The 19,119-nt window shown below is 68.6% G+C and carries 19 protein-coding genes and 1 pseudogene; 5 read left to right on the top strand and 15 right to left on the bottom strand.

All coding sequences use genetic code 11. The features are described from left to right. Positions 1-2 precede the first annotated feature (2 nt). The 12 genes from rpsJ to L1066_RS21430 all read right to left on the bottom strand — a co-directional run bounded on the left by rpsJ (position 3) and on the right by L1066_RS21430 (position 13,189). The gene (gene rpsJ / locus L1066_RS21485) at positions 3-311 is read right to left on the bottom strand and encodes a 30S ribosomal protein S10 (RefSeq protein ID WP_008360994.1); all 309 of its coding nucleotides are present in this window, start codon (positions 309-311) and stop codon (positions 3-5) included. Positions 312-786: 475 nt separating this feature from the next. After that, complete coding sequence (locus L1066_RS21480) at positions 787-1,440, bottom strand: tRNA (guanine(46)-N(7))-methyltransferase TrmB (RefSeq protein WP_235738443.1); 654 nt, start codon at positions 1,438-1,440, stop codon at positions 787-789. Positions 1,441-1,474: 34 nt separating this feature from the next. Next, positions 1,475-2,731, bottom strand: coding sequence for a threonine ammonia-lyase IlvA (gene ilvA / locus L1066_RS21475; RefSeq protein ID WP_235738442.1), 1,257 nt, complete (start codon positions 2,729-2,731; stop codon positions 1,475-1,477). Positions 2,732-2,764: 33 nt separating this feature from the next. Further along, on the bottom strand, positions 2,765-3,607 hold the full coding sequence (locus L1066_RS21470) for an ATP-dependent helicase C-terminal domain-containing protein (protein ID WP_235738441.1): 843 nt from the start codon (positions 3,605-3,607) through the stop codon (positions 2,765-2,767). Further along, complete coding sequence (locus L1066_RS21465) at positions 3,528-5,318, bottom strand: DEAD/DEAH box helicase (protein WP_235738440.1); 1,791 nt, start codon at positions 5,316-5,318, stop codon at positions 3,528-3,530. Before L1066_RS21465 ends, L1066_RS21470 begins: the two co-directional genes overlap by 80 nt. 97 nt (positions 5,319-5,415) lie before the next feature. After that, positions 5,416-6,609: an elongation factor Tu gene (tuf, locus tag L1066_RS21460; RefSeq protein ID WP_235738439.1), complete on the bottom strand. Its 1,194-nt coding sequence runs from the start codon at positions 6,607-6,609 to the stop codon at positions 5,416-5,418. A gap of 85 nt (positions 6,610-6,694) precedes the next feature. Continuing rightward, the gene (fusA, locus tag L1066_RS21455) at positions 6,695-8,809 is read right to left on the bottom strand and encodes an elongation factor G (RefSeq protein ID WP_312008456.1); all 2,115 of its coding nucleotides are present in this window, start codon (positions 8,807-8,809) and stop codon (positions 6,695-6,697) included. A gap of 56 nt (positions 8,810-8,865) precedes the next feature. Further along, positions 8,866-9,336, bottom strand: a complete 471-nt coding sequence (rpsG, locus tag L1066_RS21450; protein ID WP_235738438.1) for a 30S ribosomal protein S7 — start codon at positions 9,334-9,336, stop codon at positions 8,866-8,868. Beyond that, complete coding sequence (gene rpsL / locus L1066_RS21445) at positions 9,336-9,710, bottom strand: 30S ribosomal protein S12 (RefSeq protein ID WP_235738437.1); 375 nt, start codon at positions 9,708-9,710, stop codon at positions 9,336-9,338. The genes rpsG and rpsL overlap by 1 nt, the downstream gene beginning before the upstream one ends. 134 nt (positions 9,711-9,844) lie before the next feature. Beyond that, the gene (locus L1066_RS21440; protein WP_235738436.1) at positions 9,845-11,158 is read right to left on the bottom strand and encodes an MFS transporter; all 1,314 of its coding nucleotides are present in this window, start codon (positions 11,156-11,158) and stop codon (positions 9,845-9,847) included. Between the two features lie 9 nt (positions 11,159-11,167). Beyond that, positions 11,168-11,617, bottom strand: coding sequence for a MarR family winged helix-turn-helix transcriptional regulator (locus tag L1066_RS21435; protein WP_235738435.1), 450 nt, complete (start codon positions 11,615-11,617; stop codon positions 11,168-11,170). A 105-nt stretch (positions 11,618-11,722) separates the two neighbouring features. Then, on the bottom strand, positions 11,723-13,189 hold the full coding sequence (locus L1066_RS21430; RefSeq protein WP_235738434.1) for an NCS2 family permease: 1,467 nt from the start codon (positions 13,187-13,189) through the stop codon (positions 11,723-11,725). 103 nt (positions 13,190-13,292) lie between these two features. Between L1066_RS21430 and L1066_RS21425 the strand changes: the two genes are divergently transcribed. Continuing rightward, on the top strand, positions 13,293-13,568 hold the full coding sequence (locus L1066_RS21425; protein ID WP_235738433.1) for a DUF2530 domain-containing protein: 276 nt from the start codon (positions 13,293-13,295) through the stop codon (positions 13,566-13,568). 34 nt (positions 13,569-13,602) lie between these two features. Here the strand turns inward: L1066_RS21425 and L1066_RS21420 are convergent, their stop codons facing one another. Beyond that, positions 13,603-14,373 (bottom strand): DUF3027 domain-containing protein, encoded by a 771-nt coding sequence (locus L1066_RS21420; RefSeq protein ID WP_235738432.1) that lies wholly within the window; start codon positions 14,371-14,373, stop codon positions 13,603-13,605. Between the two features lie 162 nt (positions 14,374-14,535). On the opposite strand from L1066_RS21420, the gene L1066_RS21415 reads away from it, so the two are divergent. Together L1066_RS21415 and L1066_RS21410 are read left to right on the top strand one after the other, a co-directional pair. Next, on the top strand, positions 14,536-15,099 hold the full coding sequence (locus L1066_RS21415) for a hypothetical protein (RefSeq protein WP_235738431.1): 564 nt from the start codon (positions 14,536-14,538) through the stop codon (positions 15,097-15,099). Continuing rightward, positions 15,096-15,941, top strand: coding sequence for an MFS transporter (locus L1066_RS21410; RefSeq protein ID WP_235738430.1), 846 nt, complete (start codon positions 15,096-15,098; stop codon positions 15,939-15,941). The genes L1066_RS21415 and L1066_RS21410 overlap by 4 nt, the downstream gene beginning before the upstream one ends. A 34-nt stretch (positions 15,942-15,975) precedes the next feature. Here the strand turns inward: L1066_RS21410 and L1066_RS27130 are convergent, their stop codons facing one another. Further along, positions 15,976-16,371, bottom strand: coding sequence for a cold-shock protein (locus tag L1066_RS27130; RefSeq protein WP_312008451.1), 396 nt, complete (start codon positions 16,369-16,371; stop codon positions 15,976-15,978). Between the two features lie 158 nt (positions 16,372-16,529). Here L1066_RS27130 and L1066_RS21400 point away from each other — a divergent pair, with 158 nt between their 5' ends. Beyond that, positions 16,530-18,017 (top strand): S8 family serine peptidase, encoded by a 1,488-nt coding sequence (locus L1066_RS21400; RefSeq protein WP_235738429.1) that lies wholly within the window; start codon positions 16,530-16,532, stop codon positions 18,015-18,017. An 8-nt stretch (positions 18,018-18,025) separates the two neighbouring features. Next, positions 18,026-18,166: pseudogene (locus L1066_RS28960) on the top strand (S8 family serine peptidase); the annotation flags it as partial. Positions 18,167-18,649: 483 nt separating this feature from the next. On the opposite strand, the gene L1066_RS21395 reads toward L1066_RS28960, so the two are convergent. Then, positions 18,650-19,119, bottom strand: a 470-nt coding sequence (locus tag L1066_RS21395; protein ID WP_235738428.1) for a hypothetical protein, incomplete at its 5' end; no start/stop codon positions are given.

The following is a 19,119-nucleotide window of genomic DNA, read 5'->3' as shown; positions in this document are numbered from 1 at the left end:
CCTCAGAGCTTGATCTCGATGTCGACGCCAGCAGGCAGGTCGAGACGCATGAGCGAGTCGACGGTCTTCGGCGTGGGGTCAATGATGTCGATGAGACGCTTGTGAGTGCGCATCTCGAAGTGCTCGCGGGAGTCCTTGTACTTGTGGGGCGAGCGGATGACGCAGTAGACGTTCTTCTCGGTCGGCAACGGCACAGGGCCAGCCACCTTGGCACCCGTGCGGGTGACAGTGTCAACGATCTTCCGCGCCGAGGTGTCGATCACCTCGTGGTCATAGGCCTTGAGCCTGATGCGGATCTTCTGTCCCGCCATAGGTCTCTCTCGTCCTCTTCGTTCGTGTCCGGCCCGCTGCCGGGCACCGCATACCTTCCTTGTCTCGACCAGATCCGGGTGAACCTGACCGCTCTTGCTTCCCTGTCCACCACATCCGGGCCTCCGGCCGACCCCCGCGGTCGGGCGTGTCGTCCAGTTTCGGACAAACGCGGGCTCGCCGGGCCTAGCAGTTGTGGTTGACGGCATCTGACGAGTTGGTCAGATGGAATCGGGTCTCCCCTGATCTCTCAGGGCAGTGCACAGACGGCAAACCACGGTGGCACCTGCAGGAGACGCGATTCAGTGGTCAAGTTGTCAGCGCACTCGGCGACCCGCCGAGGCAACCGGACCATCTTGGCAGAGATCTGGGTCATCACCAAATCGGTTGAACGGGCGCCGACGTGACGTCAGTCGCGTCGGTAGCGCAGGTCGGTGATGTCGCGCCCCGCAGCCACACCCTTGCGCTCGAAACGAGTCACCGGCCGGTCCTCCCAGCGCGGCACCGCGCCTCCGGAGAGGGCGGGCTCGGCGTCGAGGACCTCCTGCATCTGCCCGGCGTAGTCGGCCCAGTCGGTCGCCAGGCGCCACTCCCTCCCGGCCGGAGCCGGCCTGCGACGAGGGCGGCGAACGAACCGGTGACGAGGCGGCGCTTGTGATGGCGCTTCTTGGGCCAGGGGTCGGGGAAGAACGTCCACAACTCCTCGAGCTGCCCGTCACCGATCAGGTGCTCCATGATCCAGACCGCGTCGACGCTGCACATGCGCACGTTGTCGAGGCCGAGCTCACCGAAGCGCCCCACGCAGTCGGCGACGCCGGGCCGCCAGACCTCCAGGCCCAAGATGTTGTACGTCGGGCGCGCAGCTGCCAGCGCTGCCGTCGCCTCACCGATCCCGCAACCGATCTCGACGATGAGGGGCTGCTCGGAGTCGAAGGAGCCCTGGAGCGAGAAACCCGGCGCGTCGACCGCTTCATCGGCGATGACGTAGCGGTCGGCGTAGGCGTCCCAGGCCTCCTGCTGACGAGGGGTGAACCGGCTGCCCCGCCGCGAGTAGCTCAGGACCTCACGCATCCGGCGACCGTCGTCGGTGAACTTCAGGTGCGGACGCGCGGGCGGCAGTTGTTCGGACACGAGGGTCGAGTCTAGGCCAGGGCGCCGGAATGCTTCAGGCCAGGAAGGTGAACAGCGGTGACCCCGGCGGCACCTGTTCGATCTGCAGGGGGCTGGCATCCATCCGCTCCAGGAGGGGACCGAGACCGGATGCCTCCTCGAGCTCGATGCCGACCATTGCCGGGCCGGTCTCCCGGTTGTTCTTCTTCACGTATTCGAAGACCACGATGTCCTCTCCCTCGCTGAGGACGTCGTCGAGGAAGTGCCGCAAGGCGCCGGGCTCCTGGGGGAAGGTGACGAGGAAGTAGTGGCGCAGGCCCTCGTGGATGAGGGAGCGCTCGACGATCTCGGCGTAGCGGCTGACGTCGTTGTTGCCACCCGAGACGATGCAGACGACCGCCTGGTCGGCGGGGATCGTGCCGGCGAGGGTCTTGGCCGCGGTGGTGGCCAGCGCACCGGCCGGCTCGGCGATGATGCCCTCCACCTGGTAGAGCTCCAGCATCTCGGTGCACACCGCGCCCTCGGCCACCGACATGACCTCGTCGACGAGGTCTCGCACCAGCGGGAAGGTCAGCGCTCCCACCTTGGCGACCGCCGCGCCGTCGACGAAGGTGTCCACACCCGGCAGTGCGACCGGAGCGCCGGCAGCGATCGCCGCCTGCATGCTTGCGGCTCCTGCGGGCTCCACACCGACGATGCGTACGTCGGGGTGGCGCTCCTTCAGCCACAGCGCGATGCCGGAGAGGAGACCACCGCCGCCCACGGGGACGACGACGGTGTGGACCGGCTTCTCGGCCTGCTGCATGAACTCGACGGCGACGCTGCCCTGCCCCAAGATGGTCCGGGCGTCGTCGAAGGGATGCACGAACACCGCACCGGACTTCTCGGCATCGGCCAGTGCTGCGGCACCGGCCTCGTCGTAGGAGCTGCCGGCGACGACGAGCTCGACGGCGCCCTCGCCCAGCGCGAGGATGCGCTGACGCTTCTGTCGAGGGGTGTTGCCGGGCACGTAGACACGTCCGCGGAGCCCGAGACGCGCGCAGCTCCACGCGACACCCTGACCGTGGTTGCCGGCGCTGGCGCACACCACGCCGCGTGCCTGCTCCGCCTCGGACAGCCCACTGATGAAGTGGTAGGCGCCACGCACCTTGTAGGAGCGCGCGATCTGGCGGTTCTCCCGTTTCAGCACGACGGAGGCCCCGACGATCTCGGAGAGACGGGGGCTGTGCTCGAGCGGGGTGCGGTGCACCACCGGGGCCAGCACGGCGGCAGCCTTCTCGACTCCAGCGGCGGACAACTCAGGGGAACTCACCGGTCAAGCCTACGGCCGGAGTACCCGGGCGCTTCAGCCGCCTCTGGAGCCCCGTGGATGCTTGGTGCCCCGGGTGGCCGGCGAGGTCCACGGGTCCTCGGGCCACGGATGCCTCGGATAACGTCCCCGCATCTCGGCGCGCACCTGCGCGTAGGCGCCCGACCAGAAGCTGGCGAGGTCGTCGGTCACCGCCACCGGCCGGCCTGCAGGGGAGAGCAGGTGGAAGAGCACCGGCACCCCGACGATCCGGGGGCTCACTGCCAACCCGAAGCACTCCTGGAGCTTGACCTCCACCACCGGCGGCCCACCTTCCCCAACACCGGGATAGCGGACCCGGACCCGGCGCCCCGACGGCACGGGGAGCTCAGCCGGAGCCAGCTCCTCGAGCCTGCCCGCCTCCGGCCACGGGAGCAGGCGACGTACGGCATCCAGCAGGTCCAGCCGACCCACCGACTCCCCTTCGGCGAGCCGCTGCAGCTCAGGTGCCAGCCATTGCTGCCAACGCCCCAGCAATGCTGCGTCGTCCACCGCGGGCCACGGCGCCGCGACCTCGCGATGCAGGAACGCCAACCGGCGGCGCAACGCATCGGCTGCCGGAGAGAAGGTGAGCATCCCGAGGCCGTCACGGTTCAGGGCCTCGGCGACCGCTTGCCCTCCCTCAGCCGCTCCCAGTCGCACCGGTGTCACCGCAAGCACGATGGCACCCAGGCTGCGGACCTGACGACCGCGTATCCGGCCGTCGACGAACTCCGCTGTCGTCCGATCCCTCAGGAGCGGCGACGTGCGCACGAGCTCGTCAGGCAGGGACACAGCGGCGCGGATCACGGCACCCGTGCCGGCCGCGGTCCGCCCCTCGGCCCGATCCACTGCTGCCACCGCCAGCCACTCCTCCCCAGCAGCGGGCTGTCCGACGGAAGGGCAGCCCGCGTGCCGTGGGCCAACTCGTAGGTCGTGCCCTCGACGCGGCGTGCGACCCGCTCCGGCCACGCGGTGGCCACGGCCAGCGCCAAGGCATCTGCACTCGTTCCGGCAAGGCTGGCTGCCTTCGCCTCACCCGCCGCGACGTGGCCCAACCTCGTCGCCTCGCGACGCCAGGCAGCCGTCTGCGGATGCCGTCCCGCTCGCAGCGAACGCAACAGCCCACCGAGGTCACCTCCACGAGGGCGGAAGTCTCCGGATGCAGCAGCGACGACCTCGGCGGCACGGGAGGCGCCGTACGACCGTGCCGCTTCCAGCAACGCGCTCCCCACCGCGGATCGAGCGGCATCGCGACCAGACGTCGGCCGACCTGGGTGATCCGCCCCTCGGCATCGACGGCTCCCAGCGAACGGAGGACGGCCGTGGCGTCGGCCACGGCGGCGGCGGGAGGCGGATCGAGCCAGCGGAGGCCGTTCCCGCCCGGAGTGCCCCACGCTGCCAGCAGCAGCATCGCCGCGGACAGCTCCGAGCTCACGATCTCCGGGGTGAGGTGGTCGGCGGCACCGGCATGGGTGCGTTCCTCGTAGCAGCGCACGACGACACCCGGCGCCTGCCGGGTCGCACGGCCAGCCCGTTGAACGGCTGTCGCCTTCGAGCAGGCGAGCGTGATGAGCCCTGCCATCGCGCGAGCCCGGTCCACTCGCGGCTCACGGGCCAACCCGGCGTCGACCACCAGGCGGACGCCGGGAACGGTCAGCGACGACTCCGCAAGGGCGGTGGAGACCACGATCCGCGGTGGCTGGTCGTGGCGCCGCCCGCTGATGGCCCGGTCCTGGGCCGCGGCGTCGACGCGACCGTGCAGGGCCAGCACCTCCGTCTTCGGGGCAAGGCGGGAGAGCGCCGCGACCACATGGTCCACCTCCGCAGCACCGGGTAGGAACACCAGCGCATCCGTGGTTGCGTCTGCGGCAAGCTCCTGGGAGTGGGCACGTGCGGCGCTTCCCGCGACGTGGTCCAGGAACGCGCGACTCACACCGCGGGCGTCGAGGCGGGGCGTCGGGCAGGGCTCCCAACGCACGGTCAACGGGTGGGCAGGAGCCTCGACCCGTACCACCCGGGCTGGCCGGCCGGTGGTCTCGAGGAGATCGGCGTACCGCTCGGCGTCCAGGGTCGCTGACATCACCACAGCGGTCAGGTCCTCACGCAGGGCCCGGAGATCCGCGAGCAGGGCCAGGAGCAGATCGGTGTCGAGCTGGCGTTCGTGGACCTCGTCGAGGACCACCGCCGAGACACCGTCGAGCTCCGGGTCCGCGAGCAGCCTGCGCAGCAGCAGGCCCGGGGTCACGAACTCCACGCGGGCCGCCGGGCCGAGGACCCGCTCACCGCGAACGCTGAATCCGACCCGGGTGCCGAGCTGGGTCCGGTCGAGCTGGGCAAGCCGCCGCGCCGCTGCCCGGACGGCGATGCGTCGCGGCTGGGTGACGATGACCCGACCGCGCACCGCGTCGGCAAGGACCGCAGGCACCACCGTGGTCTTGCCGGTGCCCGGGGGCGCCACGACGACGACGTTCGCCCCCGCGGGCCGGACAGCAGCTGCGAGGTCATCGACTGCATCGGCGAAGGCGAGGCCCCGGCTGATCGTCTCGACGTCGAACCCCGGTGCGCCCACGCACCACATTGTGCCGGGCCACGAAATGGCACAAGGCCCCGGACCACACGGGTCCGGGGCCTTGCAGGCGGATCAGTCGATCACTGGTGACCTGAGGTCACTTGTTGATCTTGGTGACGCGGCCAGCGCCGACGGTGCGGCCACCCTCACGGATGTTGAACTTGAGGCCTTCCTCCATGGCGATCGGCTGAATCAGCTCGATGTTCATTTCGGTGTTGTCGCCGGGCATGACCATCTCGGTGCCCTCGGGGAGGGTCACCACGCCGGTCACGTCCGTGGTCCGGAAGTAGAACTGCGGACGGTAGTTGTTGAAGAACGGCGTGTGACGGCCGCCCTCCTCCTTCGAGAGGATGTAGACCGAAGCCTCGAAGTCGGTGTGCGGGGTGATCGACCCGGGCTTGCAGACGACCTGGCCGCGCTCGACGTCCTCACGCTTGGTGCCGCGAAGCAGCAGACCGACGTTCTCACCGGCCTGGCCCTCGTCGAGCAGCTTGCGGAACATCTCGACACCGGTCACGGTCGTCTTGGCCGACGTCTCGCGGATGCCGACGATCTCGACCTCCTCGTTGACCTTGATGATGCCGCGCTCGATACGACCGGTGATGACGGTGCCACGACCGGTGATCGTGAAGACGTCCTCAACGGGCATCATGAACGGCTTGTCGAGGTCACGCTCCGGCTGCGGGATGTAGCTGTCCACGGCCTGCATGAGCTCGGCGATCGAGTCGCCCCACTTGGCGTCGCCCTGGAGCGCCGGGTAGGCGGCCACGCGCACGACGGGGATGTCGTCGCCCGGGAAGTCGTACTCGCTGAGGAGCTCGCGCACCTCCATCTCGACGAGCTCGATGAGCTCCTCGTCGTCGACCATGTCGCACTTGTTGAGCGCCACGACCATGTAGGGCACGCCGACCTGGCGGGCGAGCAGCACGTGCTCACGCGTCTGGGGCATGGGACCGTCGGTGGCGGCAACCACCAGGATGGCGCCGTCCATCTGCGCCGCACCCGTGATCATGTTCTTGATGTAGTCGGCGTGACCGGGGCAGTCGACGTGCGCGTAGTGACGGCTCTCGGTCTGGTACTCGACGTGCGAGATCGAGATCGTGATGCCGCGCTGACGCTCCTCGGGAGCCTTGTCGACGTCTTCGAACGCCGAGGCCTCGTTGAGGTCGGGGAACTTGTCGTGCAGCACCTTGGTGATTGCCGCGGTCAGCGTCGTCTTGCCGTGGTCGATGTGACCAATCGTGCCGATGTTGACGTGCGGCTTGGTCCGCTCGAACTTCGCCTTAGCCACTGTGGGCTCCTCCTGTTGTTGTTTCTTGACTCGTATGGGGTGGTGCTGGGTGCTACGCCGAGTGCCCCCGGCGGGTAGTCAGGGACTACTCGCCCCGGACCTTCTTGATGATCTCGTCGGCGACGTTCGTGGGAACCTCGGCGTACGAGTCAAACTCCATCGAGTACGACGCCTGACCGGAGGTCTTGGACCTCAGGTCGCCAACGTACCCGAACATCTCAGACAGCGGGACGAGGGCCGCGACCACGAGGTCACCGTGCCGCTCCTCCTGCGCCTGAATCTGACCGCGACGGCTGTTGATGTCACCGATGACCGTGCCGAGGAAGTCCTCGGGCGTGGTCACCTCGACGGCGAACATCGGCTCCAGCAGCACGGGCTTTGCCATCCGGGCAGCTTCCTTGAAGGCCTGCTGACCGGCGATCTTGAACGCCAGCTCCGAGGAGTCGACGTCGTGGTAGGCGCCGTCCTCGAGGCTGACCTTGACGTCCACCATCGGGAAGCCGGCGAGAACGCCGAACTCCATGGAGGACTGGGCGCCCTGGTCGACCGACGGGATGTATTCGCGAGGAACGCGACCGCCGGAGACGTTGTTGGCGAACTCGTAACCCGCACCGAGGCCGGTCTCGGGGTCGATGCTCGGCTCGATGGAGATGACCACCTTGGCGAACTGACCCGAACCACCGGTCTGCTTCTTGTGCGTGTAGGAGTGGTTGGCGACCTTCTGGCGAATGGTCTCGCGGTAGGCGACCTGCGGCTTGCCGACGGTCGCCTCGACGCGGAACTCACGCTTCATCCGGTCGACGAGGATCTCCAGGTGGAGCTCGCCCATGCCCGCGATGATGGTCTGACCGGTCTCTTCGTCCGTCTTGACGGTGAAGGTCGGGTCCTCGTCGGAGAGGCGCTGGATGGCGACACCCAGCTTCTCCTGGTCACCCTTGGTCTTGGGCTCGATGGCGACCTCGATGACCGGGGCCGGGAAGGTCATCGACTCGAGGACCACCGGGTTGGACGCGTCGCACAGGGTGTGACCCGTCTTGGTGTCCTTGAGGCCCATGACGGCCACGATCTGGCCGGCGCCGACCGACGCGATCTCCTCACGCTTGTTGGCGTGCATCTGGTAGACCTTGCCGATGCGCTCCTTGCGCCCGCTCACCGAGTTGAGGACGCTGGATCCAGCCTCGAGCTTGCCGGAGTAGACGCGGACATAGATCAGCTTGCCCAGGTGCGGGTCGGAGGCGATCTTGTAGGCCAGACCGGAGAACGGCTCGGAGTCGGACGGCTGACGCTCGATGACCTTCTCCTCGTCGTTGACAGCGTGGCCCTTGATGGCGTCGATGTCGAGCGGCGACGGAAGGTACTTGACGACGGCGTCGAGCAGGGGCTGGACGCCCTTGTTCTTGAACGCCGTGCCGGTGAGCACCGGGTTGATCTTGTCGGCCAGGGTGGCGGTGCGGATCGCGACGTCGAGCTCCTCGGCGGTGAAGACGTCGCCCTCTTCGAGGTAGCGCTCCATGAGGTCGTCGTCGGTCTCGGCAAGGGTCTCGACGAGCTTCTCGCGCCATTCGGCGGCCTGGTCGGCGAGCTCGGCCGGGATCTCCTCGACCTCGTAGTCCTCACCGATCTTGGTCTCACCGCGCCAGGTGAGCGCACGCATGCCCACCAGGTCGATGACACCCAGGAAGTCCTGCTCGGCACCGATCGGGATCTGGAGAACCAGCGGCGTCGAGTTGAGCTTGGACACGATCATGTCGACGCAGCGGAAGAAGTCTGCACCGGTGCGGTCCATCTTGTTGACGAAGCACATGCGGGGCACGGAGTACTTGTTCGCCTGGCGCCACACGGTCATCGACTGGGGCTCAACACCGGCCACACCGTCGAACACGGCGACAGCGCCGTCGAGGACGCGCAGCGAGCGCTCGACCTCGGCGGTGAAGTCGACGTGACCCGGGGTGTCGATGATGTTGATCTGGTGGTCCTTCCACCAGCACGTGGTCGCAGCAGACGTGATCGTGATGCCACGCTCCTGCTCCTGCTCCATCCAGTCCATCGTCGCCGACCCCTCGTGGGTGTCGCCGATCTTGTAGTTGATACCGGTGTAGAACAGGATCCGCTCGGTGGTGGTGGTCTTGCCGGCGTCGATGTGCGCCATGATGCCGATGTTGCGGACCACATTGAGGTCCGTGGTGATGTCGACAGCCACTTAAGTGTTGTCCCCTCGGAAGAGTTGCGGGGGTGAATCCGGGCCCGTGGGCCAGGTCACCAGCGGTAGTGGGCGAAGGCCTTGTTGGACTCAGCCATCTTGTGAGTGTCCTCGCGCTTCTTCACAGCGGCACCCAGGCCGTTGCTCGCGTCGAGGATCTCGTTCATCAGCCGCTCGGACATCGTCTTCTCACGACGGTCCTTGGCGTAGCCGACCAGCCAGCGCAGGGCCAGCGTGGTGCTGCGGCCCGGCTTGACCTCGATCGGCACCTGGTAGGTGGCACCACCGACACGGCGGGACTTGACCTCGATCGCGGGACGCACGTTGTCCAGACCACGCTTCAGCGTGACGACCGGGTCGGTGCCCGTCTTCTCGCGGCAACCCTCGAGCGCGGTGTAGACGATGCGCTGAGCAACCTGCTTCTTGCCGTCAACAAGGACCTTGCTGACCAACTGGGAGACCAGCGGCGACCCGTAGACGGGGTCGACGTCGATCGGGCGCTTCGGAGCGGGACCCTTGCGTGGCATCAGCTCTTCTCCTTCTTCGCGCCGTAGCGGCTACGAGCCTGCTTGCGGTTCTTGACACCCTGGGTGTCGAGGGTGCCGCGAATGATCTTGTAGCGAACACCGGGGAGGTCCTTCACACGCCCGCCACGGACGAGCACGATGGAGTGCTCCTGCAGGTTGTGACCCACACCGGGGATGTAAGCGGTGACCTCGACCTGGCTGGACAGGCGCACACGGGCAACCTTGCGCAGCGCGGAGTTCGGCTTCTTCGGGGTGGTCGTGTAGACGCGGGTGCAGACACCGCGACGCTGGGGCGACCCCTTGAGGGCAGGCGTCTTGCTCTTGGACACCTTGTCCTGGCGGCCCTTGCGGACCAACTGCTGAATGGTGGGCACCGTGGTGGTTCCCCTTCTTTTCTACTCTCAGAACCCGGCCATTTGCCGAGGACGATGGAACTTGCGTGTCCGAGTGGTGCGTTCAGCCGGGGTTGCGAGGATCCGGTCGGAACGTGTGCGGTGAAGCCGGACGGCTATTTCCGCGCACGCGCAACGAACTGGCTGGCCCAGACACGAGGACCAACGGTACTCGCAGCGATTGGGGCGGTCAAAATCGAGCCATCACCTCGTTCACCGCCCCGAGTCATGCGGGCGTGGACGAACAGGGCCAGGAACACCCCGGCGATCGTCAGCGCGCCACCGGTGAGGAGGGTCCAGCGGGGACCGAGCGTCTCCCCCACCCAGCCGATCACGGGTGAACCGAGGGGCGTGCCACCCATCACGATGGTCATGTAGATCGCCATCACCCGCCCCCGCAGCAGCGGCGCGGACTCGAGCTGGAGCACCGCGTTCGCCGAGTTCAGGAGCGTGATCATGCAGAACCCGACGATCGGCGAGAACACCACGAAGGTCCAGTAGGTCGGCAGGATCGCGGAGACCATGTTGGCGGCACCGAAACCGATCCCCGCCCCGACGAGCAGGCGGATCCGCACCCGCACCCGGCGGGCGGCGAGCAGTGCTCCGACCAACGACCCGATCGCGACCACCGAGCCGAGGAGACCGAACTCACCCGCACCCTTGCCGTAGGCCTCGGTGGCCATGAGTGCGGAGGTGATCTGGAAGTTCATGCCGAAGGTTCCGGCGAAGAAGACGATGATCAGGATCAGGACCATGCGCGGTTGGGTCCGGATGTAGGCGACACCGGCTCGAAGCATTCCCTTCTCCCTGGCCGCGGGCTTCGGCGAGTGGAGCAGCGCCGTGTCCATCTTCTCGAGCTGCCAGATCACCGCAGCGTAGGAGACGGCGTTGATGAGGATCGCCCAACCGGTGGCCCGCGCACCACCGCCGAGCGCCCCGACCAGGAGCCCGGCGAGACCGGGGCCGAGGATGCGGGCGAGGTTGAAGGTGGCCGAGTTGAGGCTCACCGCGTTGGTGATGTCGTCACGCCCGACCAGCTCCGAGACGAACGACTGACGCGCCGGTGCGTCGAAGGCGGACCCGATGCCGAAGAGCAGCGCAATGACGTAGACGTGCCACACCTCGGCCATCCCGGTGACCGCCAACAGGCCCAGCGCCAGGGAGGAGACGCCCATCGCCAGCTGTGTCAGCTGGAGCAGCCGTCGCTTCGACATCCGGTCGGCGATGACGCCGGCGTACGGCGACAGCAACAGCACCGGGAGGAACTGGAGCCCGGTGGTGATGCCGAGCGCCGTGCCGCTGCCGGTGAGCACCAGGACCAGCCAGTCCTGGGCCATGCGCTGCATCCACGTGCCGATGTTCGACACCAGGCTGCCGAGCGCGTAGCGCCGGTAGTTCGGGTTGCGGAGGGAACGGAAGGTCGGGCTCAACAGGTCGGGTCAGTCTCCTTGGGCGAGGCGAGTGAGGATCGGGACGGCCTGCTCCAGGACGGCACGCTCCTGCGGAGTGATCCGCTCCAGACGGGTGGCGAGCCAGGCATCCCGGCGCTCCTTGTCGGCGAGCACGACAGCACGCCCCTGGGCCGTGATCGAGACCAGGATCTGGCGACCGTCGGTCTCGTGGGGGCGCCTGACGACGAAGCCGTCCTCCTCCATCGCCTTGACCATCCGGGTCATCGTGGGCGGTTGCACCCGCTCGTGACGGGCCAGGTCGGCGGCGGTCTGCTCACCGCGGACGTGGAGGCAGCCGAGCACGGCCATCGCGCTCATGCTCAGCTCGTTGTCGGGGTGCCGCTCACCCACGAGGCGGCGACGCAGTCGCATCACCGCGAGCCTCAGCCCTGCGGCGAGGCCCGAGTGGCTGGAGAGGTCGAGTTCCGATTCGGGCATGTCATTACCCTAACTCATTACCCAGAGTAATTGTTCCAGTCGTCACAACGCACTGCGGCCCGCTCCCGAGTCGGGAGCGGGCCACAGCGGCGGAGTCTCAGACGGTCAGGAGATCCATCCGCTGATCGGGTGGTAGGCGAAGTAGATGACGAACAGCGCCGCCACCACCCACATCAGCGGGTGGATGTCGCGCACCTTGCCGACCACGACCTTGATCAGGACGTAGGCCACGAAACCGGCGCCGATACCAGTGCTGATCGAGTAGGCGAACGGCATCAGGACGATCGTGAGGAAGGCGGGGATGGCGATCTCGACGTCACGCCAGTCGATGTCGCTGACCTGCTGCATCATCAAGAAACCGACCAGCACCAACGCAGGCACCGCGGCCTCTGACGGGATGGCGGCCACGAGCGGCGTCACGAAGGTCGCGGCCAGGAAGAGCGCGCCCGTGACGATGGAGGCGAGGCCGGTCCGCGCACCCTCGCCGACGCCGGAGGCGGACTCGACGTAGGAGGTGTTGGAGGAGACACCTGCTGCACCACCCGCGATGGCAGCGACGGAGTCGACGATCAGGATGCGCTGGGTGTTCGGCGGCACCCCTTCCTCGTCGTTGAGACCGGCCTCGGCGCCGATGGCGGTCATCGTGCCCATGGTGTCGAAGAAGTCGGCCAGCATCAGCGAGAAGACGAGCAGCAGCGCGGCGAGCACGCCACCTTCAAGGCTGCTGAAGGCGCCGAACAGGTTGAACTCACCCAACGTGCCGAGATCGGGCACGCCGAAGGGCGAGCCGTCCAGGGTGGGCACGCTGAGCGCCCAGCCACCGGCCTTGTCACCGGAGGAGCCGAGATCGCCCACGGCTTCGACGACCACGGCGAGCAAGGTGGTGACGGCAATGCCGATGAGGATGGCGCCGCGGACCTTGCGGACCCACAGCGCGATCATCAGCAACAGACCCACGACGAAGACCAGCACCGGCCAACCGGCGAGGTGGTTGTTCTCGCCCAGCTGCACCGGGACCGTGGTCAGGGCGGCATCCGGGATCCGCGTGACGAAGCGGGCATCGACGAAGCCGATGAGCGCGATGAAGAGACCGATACCGACCGAGATGGCCACCTTGAGCTGCTGCGGTACGGCGTGGAAGACGGCCTTGCGGAAGCCGGTGACCACGAGCACCAGGATCACGATGCCCTCCAGGACCACGAGGCCCATCGCGTCACCCCAGGTGGAGTTCCTGGCGATCGACTGGGCCACGAAGGCGTTGAGGCCGAGACCGGCGGCCAGTGCCAGAGGGAAGTTGGCGACCGCACCCATCGAGATCGTGAGCACACCGGCAACCAGGGCCGTGCCCGCAGCGATCGCCTCGAGCCCGCCACCGGGCGTCGTACCGCCCGCGAGGAAGTTGCCCTCCGAGTCCGGCACGAAGCCGAGGATGAGCGGGTTGAGGACGATGATGTAGGCCATCGTCAAGAAGGTGACGAGGCCACCACGAATCTCCTGACCAACGGTCGAGCCTCGTTCGGAGATCTTGAAATAGCGTTGCAGCGCGCTCGCGCCCTCGGTGTTTGTGCTCACGAGACACGTACCTTCTCAGATTGCTCTCAGCAACGTCACCCCGGCTCCACGCACGGGGCCCTCCGGGCACGTCACGAGCCGGGCGGCGCGATAACGTGAAGGGGTGAAACCGCCCGAGGACCCACCCACCGAGCACGAGATCGGCAAGCGCACCTTCCTGGTCGCCGATGTGCCGCCTCTCGACGTCGACGGGGTGCGCACGCTCGAGGTCGGGACCGGCCTGTGGCTGGTTGCCTTCGTGGCCCTGCTGCCGTTCTACAAGAGCCTGGAGGACGACGGCCGGCTGTGGTGGCTGTGGACCTGCCTGTCCGGTTTCGGGCTGGGTCTCATCGGCCTCGAGTACTGCCGGCGCCGTCGGGCAGCACGCACCCGAGGCTGACCCGGACGCTCGTCGTACGACGCGGCGCCGTGGGTCAGATGGTCTCGACGTCGTGGCTCAGGGTGTCGAACACCGGGTCGGGCAGCGGCAGCGGCTGCTGCTTCTTGCTGAGCTTGACCTCGGAGTGCGCGCCGCAGCCGTGGTTGACCGAGACCACACGGCCGTCGTCGTTCGCGTCACCGTTGGCACAGACACCGAAGGTCTGCGCGAGGTGGCCGCTGATGCGCACCAGGAAGCCGCACGACCAGCACCGTCCCGGGGCAGACTGCGCGAGTGGGGTCGCCGGACCGCCGGGGCCGTCGTACCAACGCTCGGCTGCCTCGTCGAGGCCCTCGGGCGAGAGAGTGCGCACCCGGCCGAGACCGAGATCGCCCGCGACCCGCCGGACCTGGGCCTGCGCCTCGTCGTCCAGCGGGTCGTCCCCGAAGGACCACGTCGGCACCAGCCGCGGGTCGTCGTCGTCCACCGGCAGGAGGTCGCCGGGCGACAGGTCGCCGGGCTTGATCCGCTCCCGGTAGGGGACCCATGCCGGCGCGACGATCGACTCGGCACCGGGGATCAACACGACCTCGGCCACGGTGACCACGCGCTGCCGGGCCGCGCGGACCACGGTCACCGACCAACGCCAGCCCCGGTATCCGGGGCGGGTGCAGGCGAAGAGGTGGGACCCGATGCGCTCCCCCTCGACCTCGAATCCGAGGTGTTCCCCGACATCGGTCGTGCCTGCGTCCTCGACGAGGGCGGCTCGGGCCACCTCGAGGGCGGCCGCGAGGGTCGGGTCTGACTTGGCGCGGCTGACGATCACATGCGTGATTGTGTCCCATGGGGCCGCGTATTGTCTTGCCGGGTCCGAGCAGGCGCGCCGAGTTCGGCCAGCGGCATGGGAACGGAGGGAGCAGGGCAGGATGGGGGACATGACCACGGAGCCGCCCGGTGACCCCAGGCGGGAGCGACCCACGCAGTCGATGTGGGACGAGGACCCGGCGAGCCATCAGCGCTCCCCGGCGAGAACGCCCTCCGCTTCGCCAAGGCGACGGGGACCGGCGCCAAGGCCGTGGCCAGGGGCAGCGCCCGCTTCTCCAAGGCGACCGTTCGGGTCGCCCGGCGGGCCTCGCACGCCCAAGGGGCTGGCGACTCGGGGATGTATCGCCTCATCGAGGTGCACGCCGTCAACACCGCTGGCGACACCGCCGTGGCGATCGCGTTGGCCAACACCTTGTTCTTCGCCGGTGCGACCAGCGACGCCCGCGGGCAGGTGGCCCTCTTCCTCGCGCTCACGATGCTGCCCTTCGCCATCGTGGCACCGCTGATCGGTCCGTTCCTCGATCGCTTCAGCCACGGTCGCCGGTGGGCGATCGGCGCGACGATGGCGGTGCGCGGGTTCCTGTGCTGGATCCTCGCCTCCGCCGTGATCACCGAGTCGGCGTTGCTCTTCCCGGCGGCCCTCGGCGTGCTCGTCTCCTCCAAGGCCTACGGCATCGCCAAGGCCGCCGCAGCCCCCGCCTCGTCCCCGAGGGGTTCACGCTGGTGAAGGCCAACGCCCGGATCTCGCTCTCCGGCGTGGTCGGCGCCTCGATCTCAGCTCCCATCGCGGGTCTGTTCTCGCTGCTCGGCCCCGAGTGGGTGCTGCGCTACGGCTTCGCTGTCTTCGCCTTCGCGACCATCCTGGCGATCCTGCTCCCGGCCCGGGTCGACTCCTCGGCCGGCGAGGTCCACCTGGCACTCATGCCGGGTCCGTCGGCCGCCGACAACCCGAAGCGGGCGACGTACGGCGTCCCCAAGCAGGTGGCCTTCGCGCTGCGCGCCAACTGTGGGCCGAAGTTCCTGGTCGGGTTCTTGACCATGTTCATGGCGTTCCTGCTGCGAGACAATCCGATCGACGGCTGGGAACACAGACCAGAGCTGCTGCTGGGTGCGGTCATCGGCGCTGCCGGCGCCGGAAACACCATCGGCGTGGCCCTCGCGTCGATCCTGAAGAAGATCAATCCGGCGATCACCGTGGTCCTGGTGCTGCTCATCGACGCCACGATGGTGCTGATCTGTGCCCTCTTCTACGGCTTCATCCCGCTGCTCGCACTCGGCCTGTGCGCGGGCATGTGCCAGTCACTGGGCAAGTTGTCGCTGGACTCGACCATCCAGGCCCACGTGCACGAGAAGGTGCAGACCAGCGCGTTCGGCAGGTCCGACACCGTCCTGCAGTTCGCTTGGGTCATCGGCGGCTTCACGGGCCTGGCGATGCCCCTCAACCCGCGCCTGGGCCTGGGCGTCGCCTTCGTCGTCCTCGCGGCGTGGACCGTCTACCTGCTCGGCGATCGGATCCGCAAGCGCATGGCACCGCCCGCCGCTTCCCGAACGGTGCCACCCGCCGCCTGATCCCCGCGCCCGGGAGCCCGACGCGGCTCCGAGCTCAGAGCTCCAGCTCGTCGGCCAGCGCGCGCAGCAGCTTGGCGGTGGGCTTGGCTGCCTTGGGGTCCGGGTGACGACCGTGGCGGTAGCCCTCGCCGATGCCGTCGAGGAGTCGGATCAGGTCCTCGACGATGCCGACCATGGTCTCCGGTGCCTTGCGCTGGGCGCGTGACTGCTCACGCGAGAGCGATCCGCGCGACTCCAGCACCCGAACCTGCAGCGCCTGCTCACCGCGGCGCCCCTGGGCGATCCCGAACTCGACGCGAGTGCCGGGCTTGAGCGTCTTGACGCCCTCGGGGAGCGCTTCGTCGCGCACGTAGACGTCGGGCCCGTCCTCTCGTGAGAGGAAGCCGAATCCCTTCTCGGCGTCGTACCACTTCACCTTGCCAGTGGGCACGTGACTCCAACCAACCTTCCGATGACTCCACGGTCCACGGACAGGGGGTCCGGGACTACCCGGCGCAGCCTATGTGGAAGAACGAATTGATGCGGCGTCGGTTCCCTGCCACCATGGTTCCTTCTGGAGTCTGAGTGACCTGTGGGGGCCACGATGCGATGGACGCTGCGACGCCTCACCCTGTCCGGGGTGGCGCTGCTGGCTGCCCTGACGTCTGCGCAGGCGGTCGCCTCCCCGCCAACTCCGTCGCCGCGTTCGACGACGACCTCTACCTGGTCACCATGGTCGGCCCCGGCACCGCCGGCTACACCGGTGGGTTCAGCACCGCCGACTACCGCACCGGCCTGCTCCGACGCCAGGACGAGGCCCTGGCTCTCGTCGGCGATCCCGAACCGCTCCAGCGCTGGACCACCGCCCTCAGCGGCTTCGCGGTGGAGATCGACGCCGGTGACGCCGCTCGGCTGAACAGACTCCCCGGCGTGCGACTCGTCGAGCGTGACGACGTACGCCGCCTCGCGGCCACCCAGGCCGCCGCACCGTCGCTGGGCGTCCCGAGCGGCGTACGCACGGGCGGGAGCGGCACGGTCATCGGCTTCGTCGACAGCGGCCTGCACGTGGACGGTCCGGTCTTCGCCGACTCGCCCGCCCTGGGCAGCCTGCCGAATTCCTTCAACGGTGACTGCCGCGACGCAGCGGAGCTGTGCAATCGCAAGGTCGTGACCGCGCGTCACTTCGTCGACGCCTTCGGGGCCGATCGACTGCGCTCGGGCGCCTCGCTCTCCCCGGCCGACGACCAGGGTCACGGCACCATGGTCGCTGCCCTCGCAGCTGGCAACCGGGCTTCGCCGACCGGCACCGCGCGGCACGTGGCCAAGCGGTTCTCCGGTGCGGCTCCGGATGCGCGGGTTGCCGTCTACAAGGCCTGCTGGGAGGCACCGGACCCGGAGGACGACGGGTGCTCCTCTGCCGACGTGGTGTCGGCGATCGATGCCGCCGTCGCCGATGGCGTCGACGTGCTCAACCTCGGGATGACCGGTCGCGCCGGGCTCGACACCGTCGACCTGGCGACACTCGGTGCCGCCGAGAGCGACATCGTGGTCGTGACTCCAGCCGGCAACGACGGTGGCCAGATCGGACACGATGCCGCGTGGGTGACCACCGTGGGAGCCGCGCGCACGGGCGACTCCGCCGGGGCGGTCGAACTCGCCGACGGCACCCGCTTCGAAGGCACCCTCAGTCCGCGCGCGCTCGCGGACTCCGTCCCCGTCGTGGACGCCCGTCAGCTGGCGCTGCCGGGGTCTCCCCGCGCGCGCCGCCCAGTGCCGCTCGCGGAGTCTCGACGCAGCCCGCGCCGACGGAAGCGATCGTCGTGCCGCCGCCGGGTGCAGGAAGTCGCCTGGAGAAGTCCCACGCGGTCCGGCTTGCCGGCGGGGCCGGCATGGTGCTGCTCAACGGCCGCGGTGTCGACCTCACGGTCGACCTGCACGAGGTGCCGACCGTCAACCTCGACCGCTGCCGGCCGGCACCTGCGCACGGCCATGGCAGCCGGGAAGCTGCGGGCGCGGCTGGTGGCCAGCGCCGATGACGACTCCTCCCGGAGGTCCTCTCCTGGTCCGCCAGGGGCCAGAAGGGGTCGGAGTTCCTGAAGCCCGACGTGGTCGCCCCGGGGTCGGCCTGCTCGCGGCCACCAGCCCCGGAGCCGGCCACGGCTCGTGGGGACCAGATCAGCGGCTCCTCCGCGGCTGGCGCACTGGTCGCCGGACTGGCCGCGGAGCTGCGCCAACGCCGACCCACGTGGTCGGCGGCGCGGATCCGCTCCGCGATCACCACCAGCAGCACGCGGGTGCGTGCCGGCGTCCTCCGCTCGGGTACCGGGCTGGTCGATGCGGACGCAGCCGACAAGACCGTCCTGGTCCACGACCTGCCGTCCGGCCACTACCGCAAGCATCTCGGTGGCGAGCTCGACGACCTCAACCTGCCCTCCGGCACGACCACCTCCGGCGGCACCACCGTCGTGACCCGCACGCTCACCAACGCAGGCAAGCGTGCGGGCTACTGGTCGGTGCGGGCCACCGGTTTCGGCAGGCACCGCGTCGACGTCTTCCCCAGGCGATCCGGCTCGAACCGGGTGAGCGGGCAACGGTCCGCATCCGGGTCTCCGGTGGCGGCGGTCCCGAACAGGGATTCGTCACCTGGCGCAACGACGCCGAGCGCACCGTCCGCTTCCCGCTGCGGGTCGGCTGAGCCGGGAGCAGCGCGTCCCGGCCCAGCGTCCTCGTCAGGCGTCGCGCTTGAGGAAGGCCGCGTAGCTTCCAGCCAGCACCACGGCGGTGAAGCCTCCGAAGACGATCAGTCCTCCGACGGCACTCATCGGCTCACCGAACACGTCCAGGTTCTCCTGGAAGTCGCCCTGCCAGTTCTGCATGATCCGCCCACCCGCGTTGAAGGGCAGGAACCGGGTGGTGTCGTAGAGGTCCTTGTTGCCGGTCACCCCCGCCATGGCCAGCGCCAGCAACCGCATCATCGTCTCCACGCCGAGAGGCCACAGGTAGAGCATCACCAGCGAGAAGGTCTGGTGCCTGATCAGCACCGTGGCGCCCATCGCCAGCCAGGTGAGCAGCACCGTGAAGGCGATGCGCTTGAGAACCGCCAGGATCAGGTAGGGGAAGTCGAACTCGAACGACAGCCCACTGAACCAGACCAACGTGACCAGCAGGGACAACACGCAGCTGATGATCACCACCACGG

It is taken from the genome of Nocardioides alcanivorans (genome assembly GCF_021555175.1).
In the GTDB taxonomy this organism is placed as follows: Bacteria; Actinomycetota; Actinomycetes; order Propionibacteriales; family Nocardioidaceae; genus Nocardioides; species Nocardioides alcanivorans.
Note: the sequence above shows the minus strand (reverse complement) of the source record. Positions and strands in the feature narration are given on the sequence as shown.

What these genes read in the sequence shown, in the direction of transcription:
- rpsJ (WP_008360994.1), bottom strand. Translation starts at nt 311, where the DNA reads ATGGCGGGACAGAAGATCCGCATCAGGCTCAAGGCCTATGACCACGAG.
- rpsG (WP_235738438.1), bottom strand. Translation starts at nt 9,336, where the DNA reads ATGCCACGCAAGGGTCCCGCTCCGAAGCGCCCGATCGACGTCGACCCC.
- L1066_RS21435 (WP_235738435.1), bottom strand. Translation starts at nt 11,617, where the DNA reads ATGCCCGAATCGGAACTCGACCTCTCCAGCCACTCGGGCCTCGCCGCA.
- L1066_RS21400 (WP_235738429.1), top strand. Translation starts at nt 16,530, where the DNA reads ATGGACGCTGCGACGCCTCACCCTGTCCGGGGTGGCGCTGCTGGCTGC.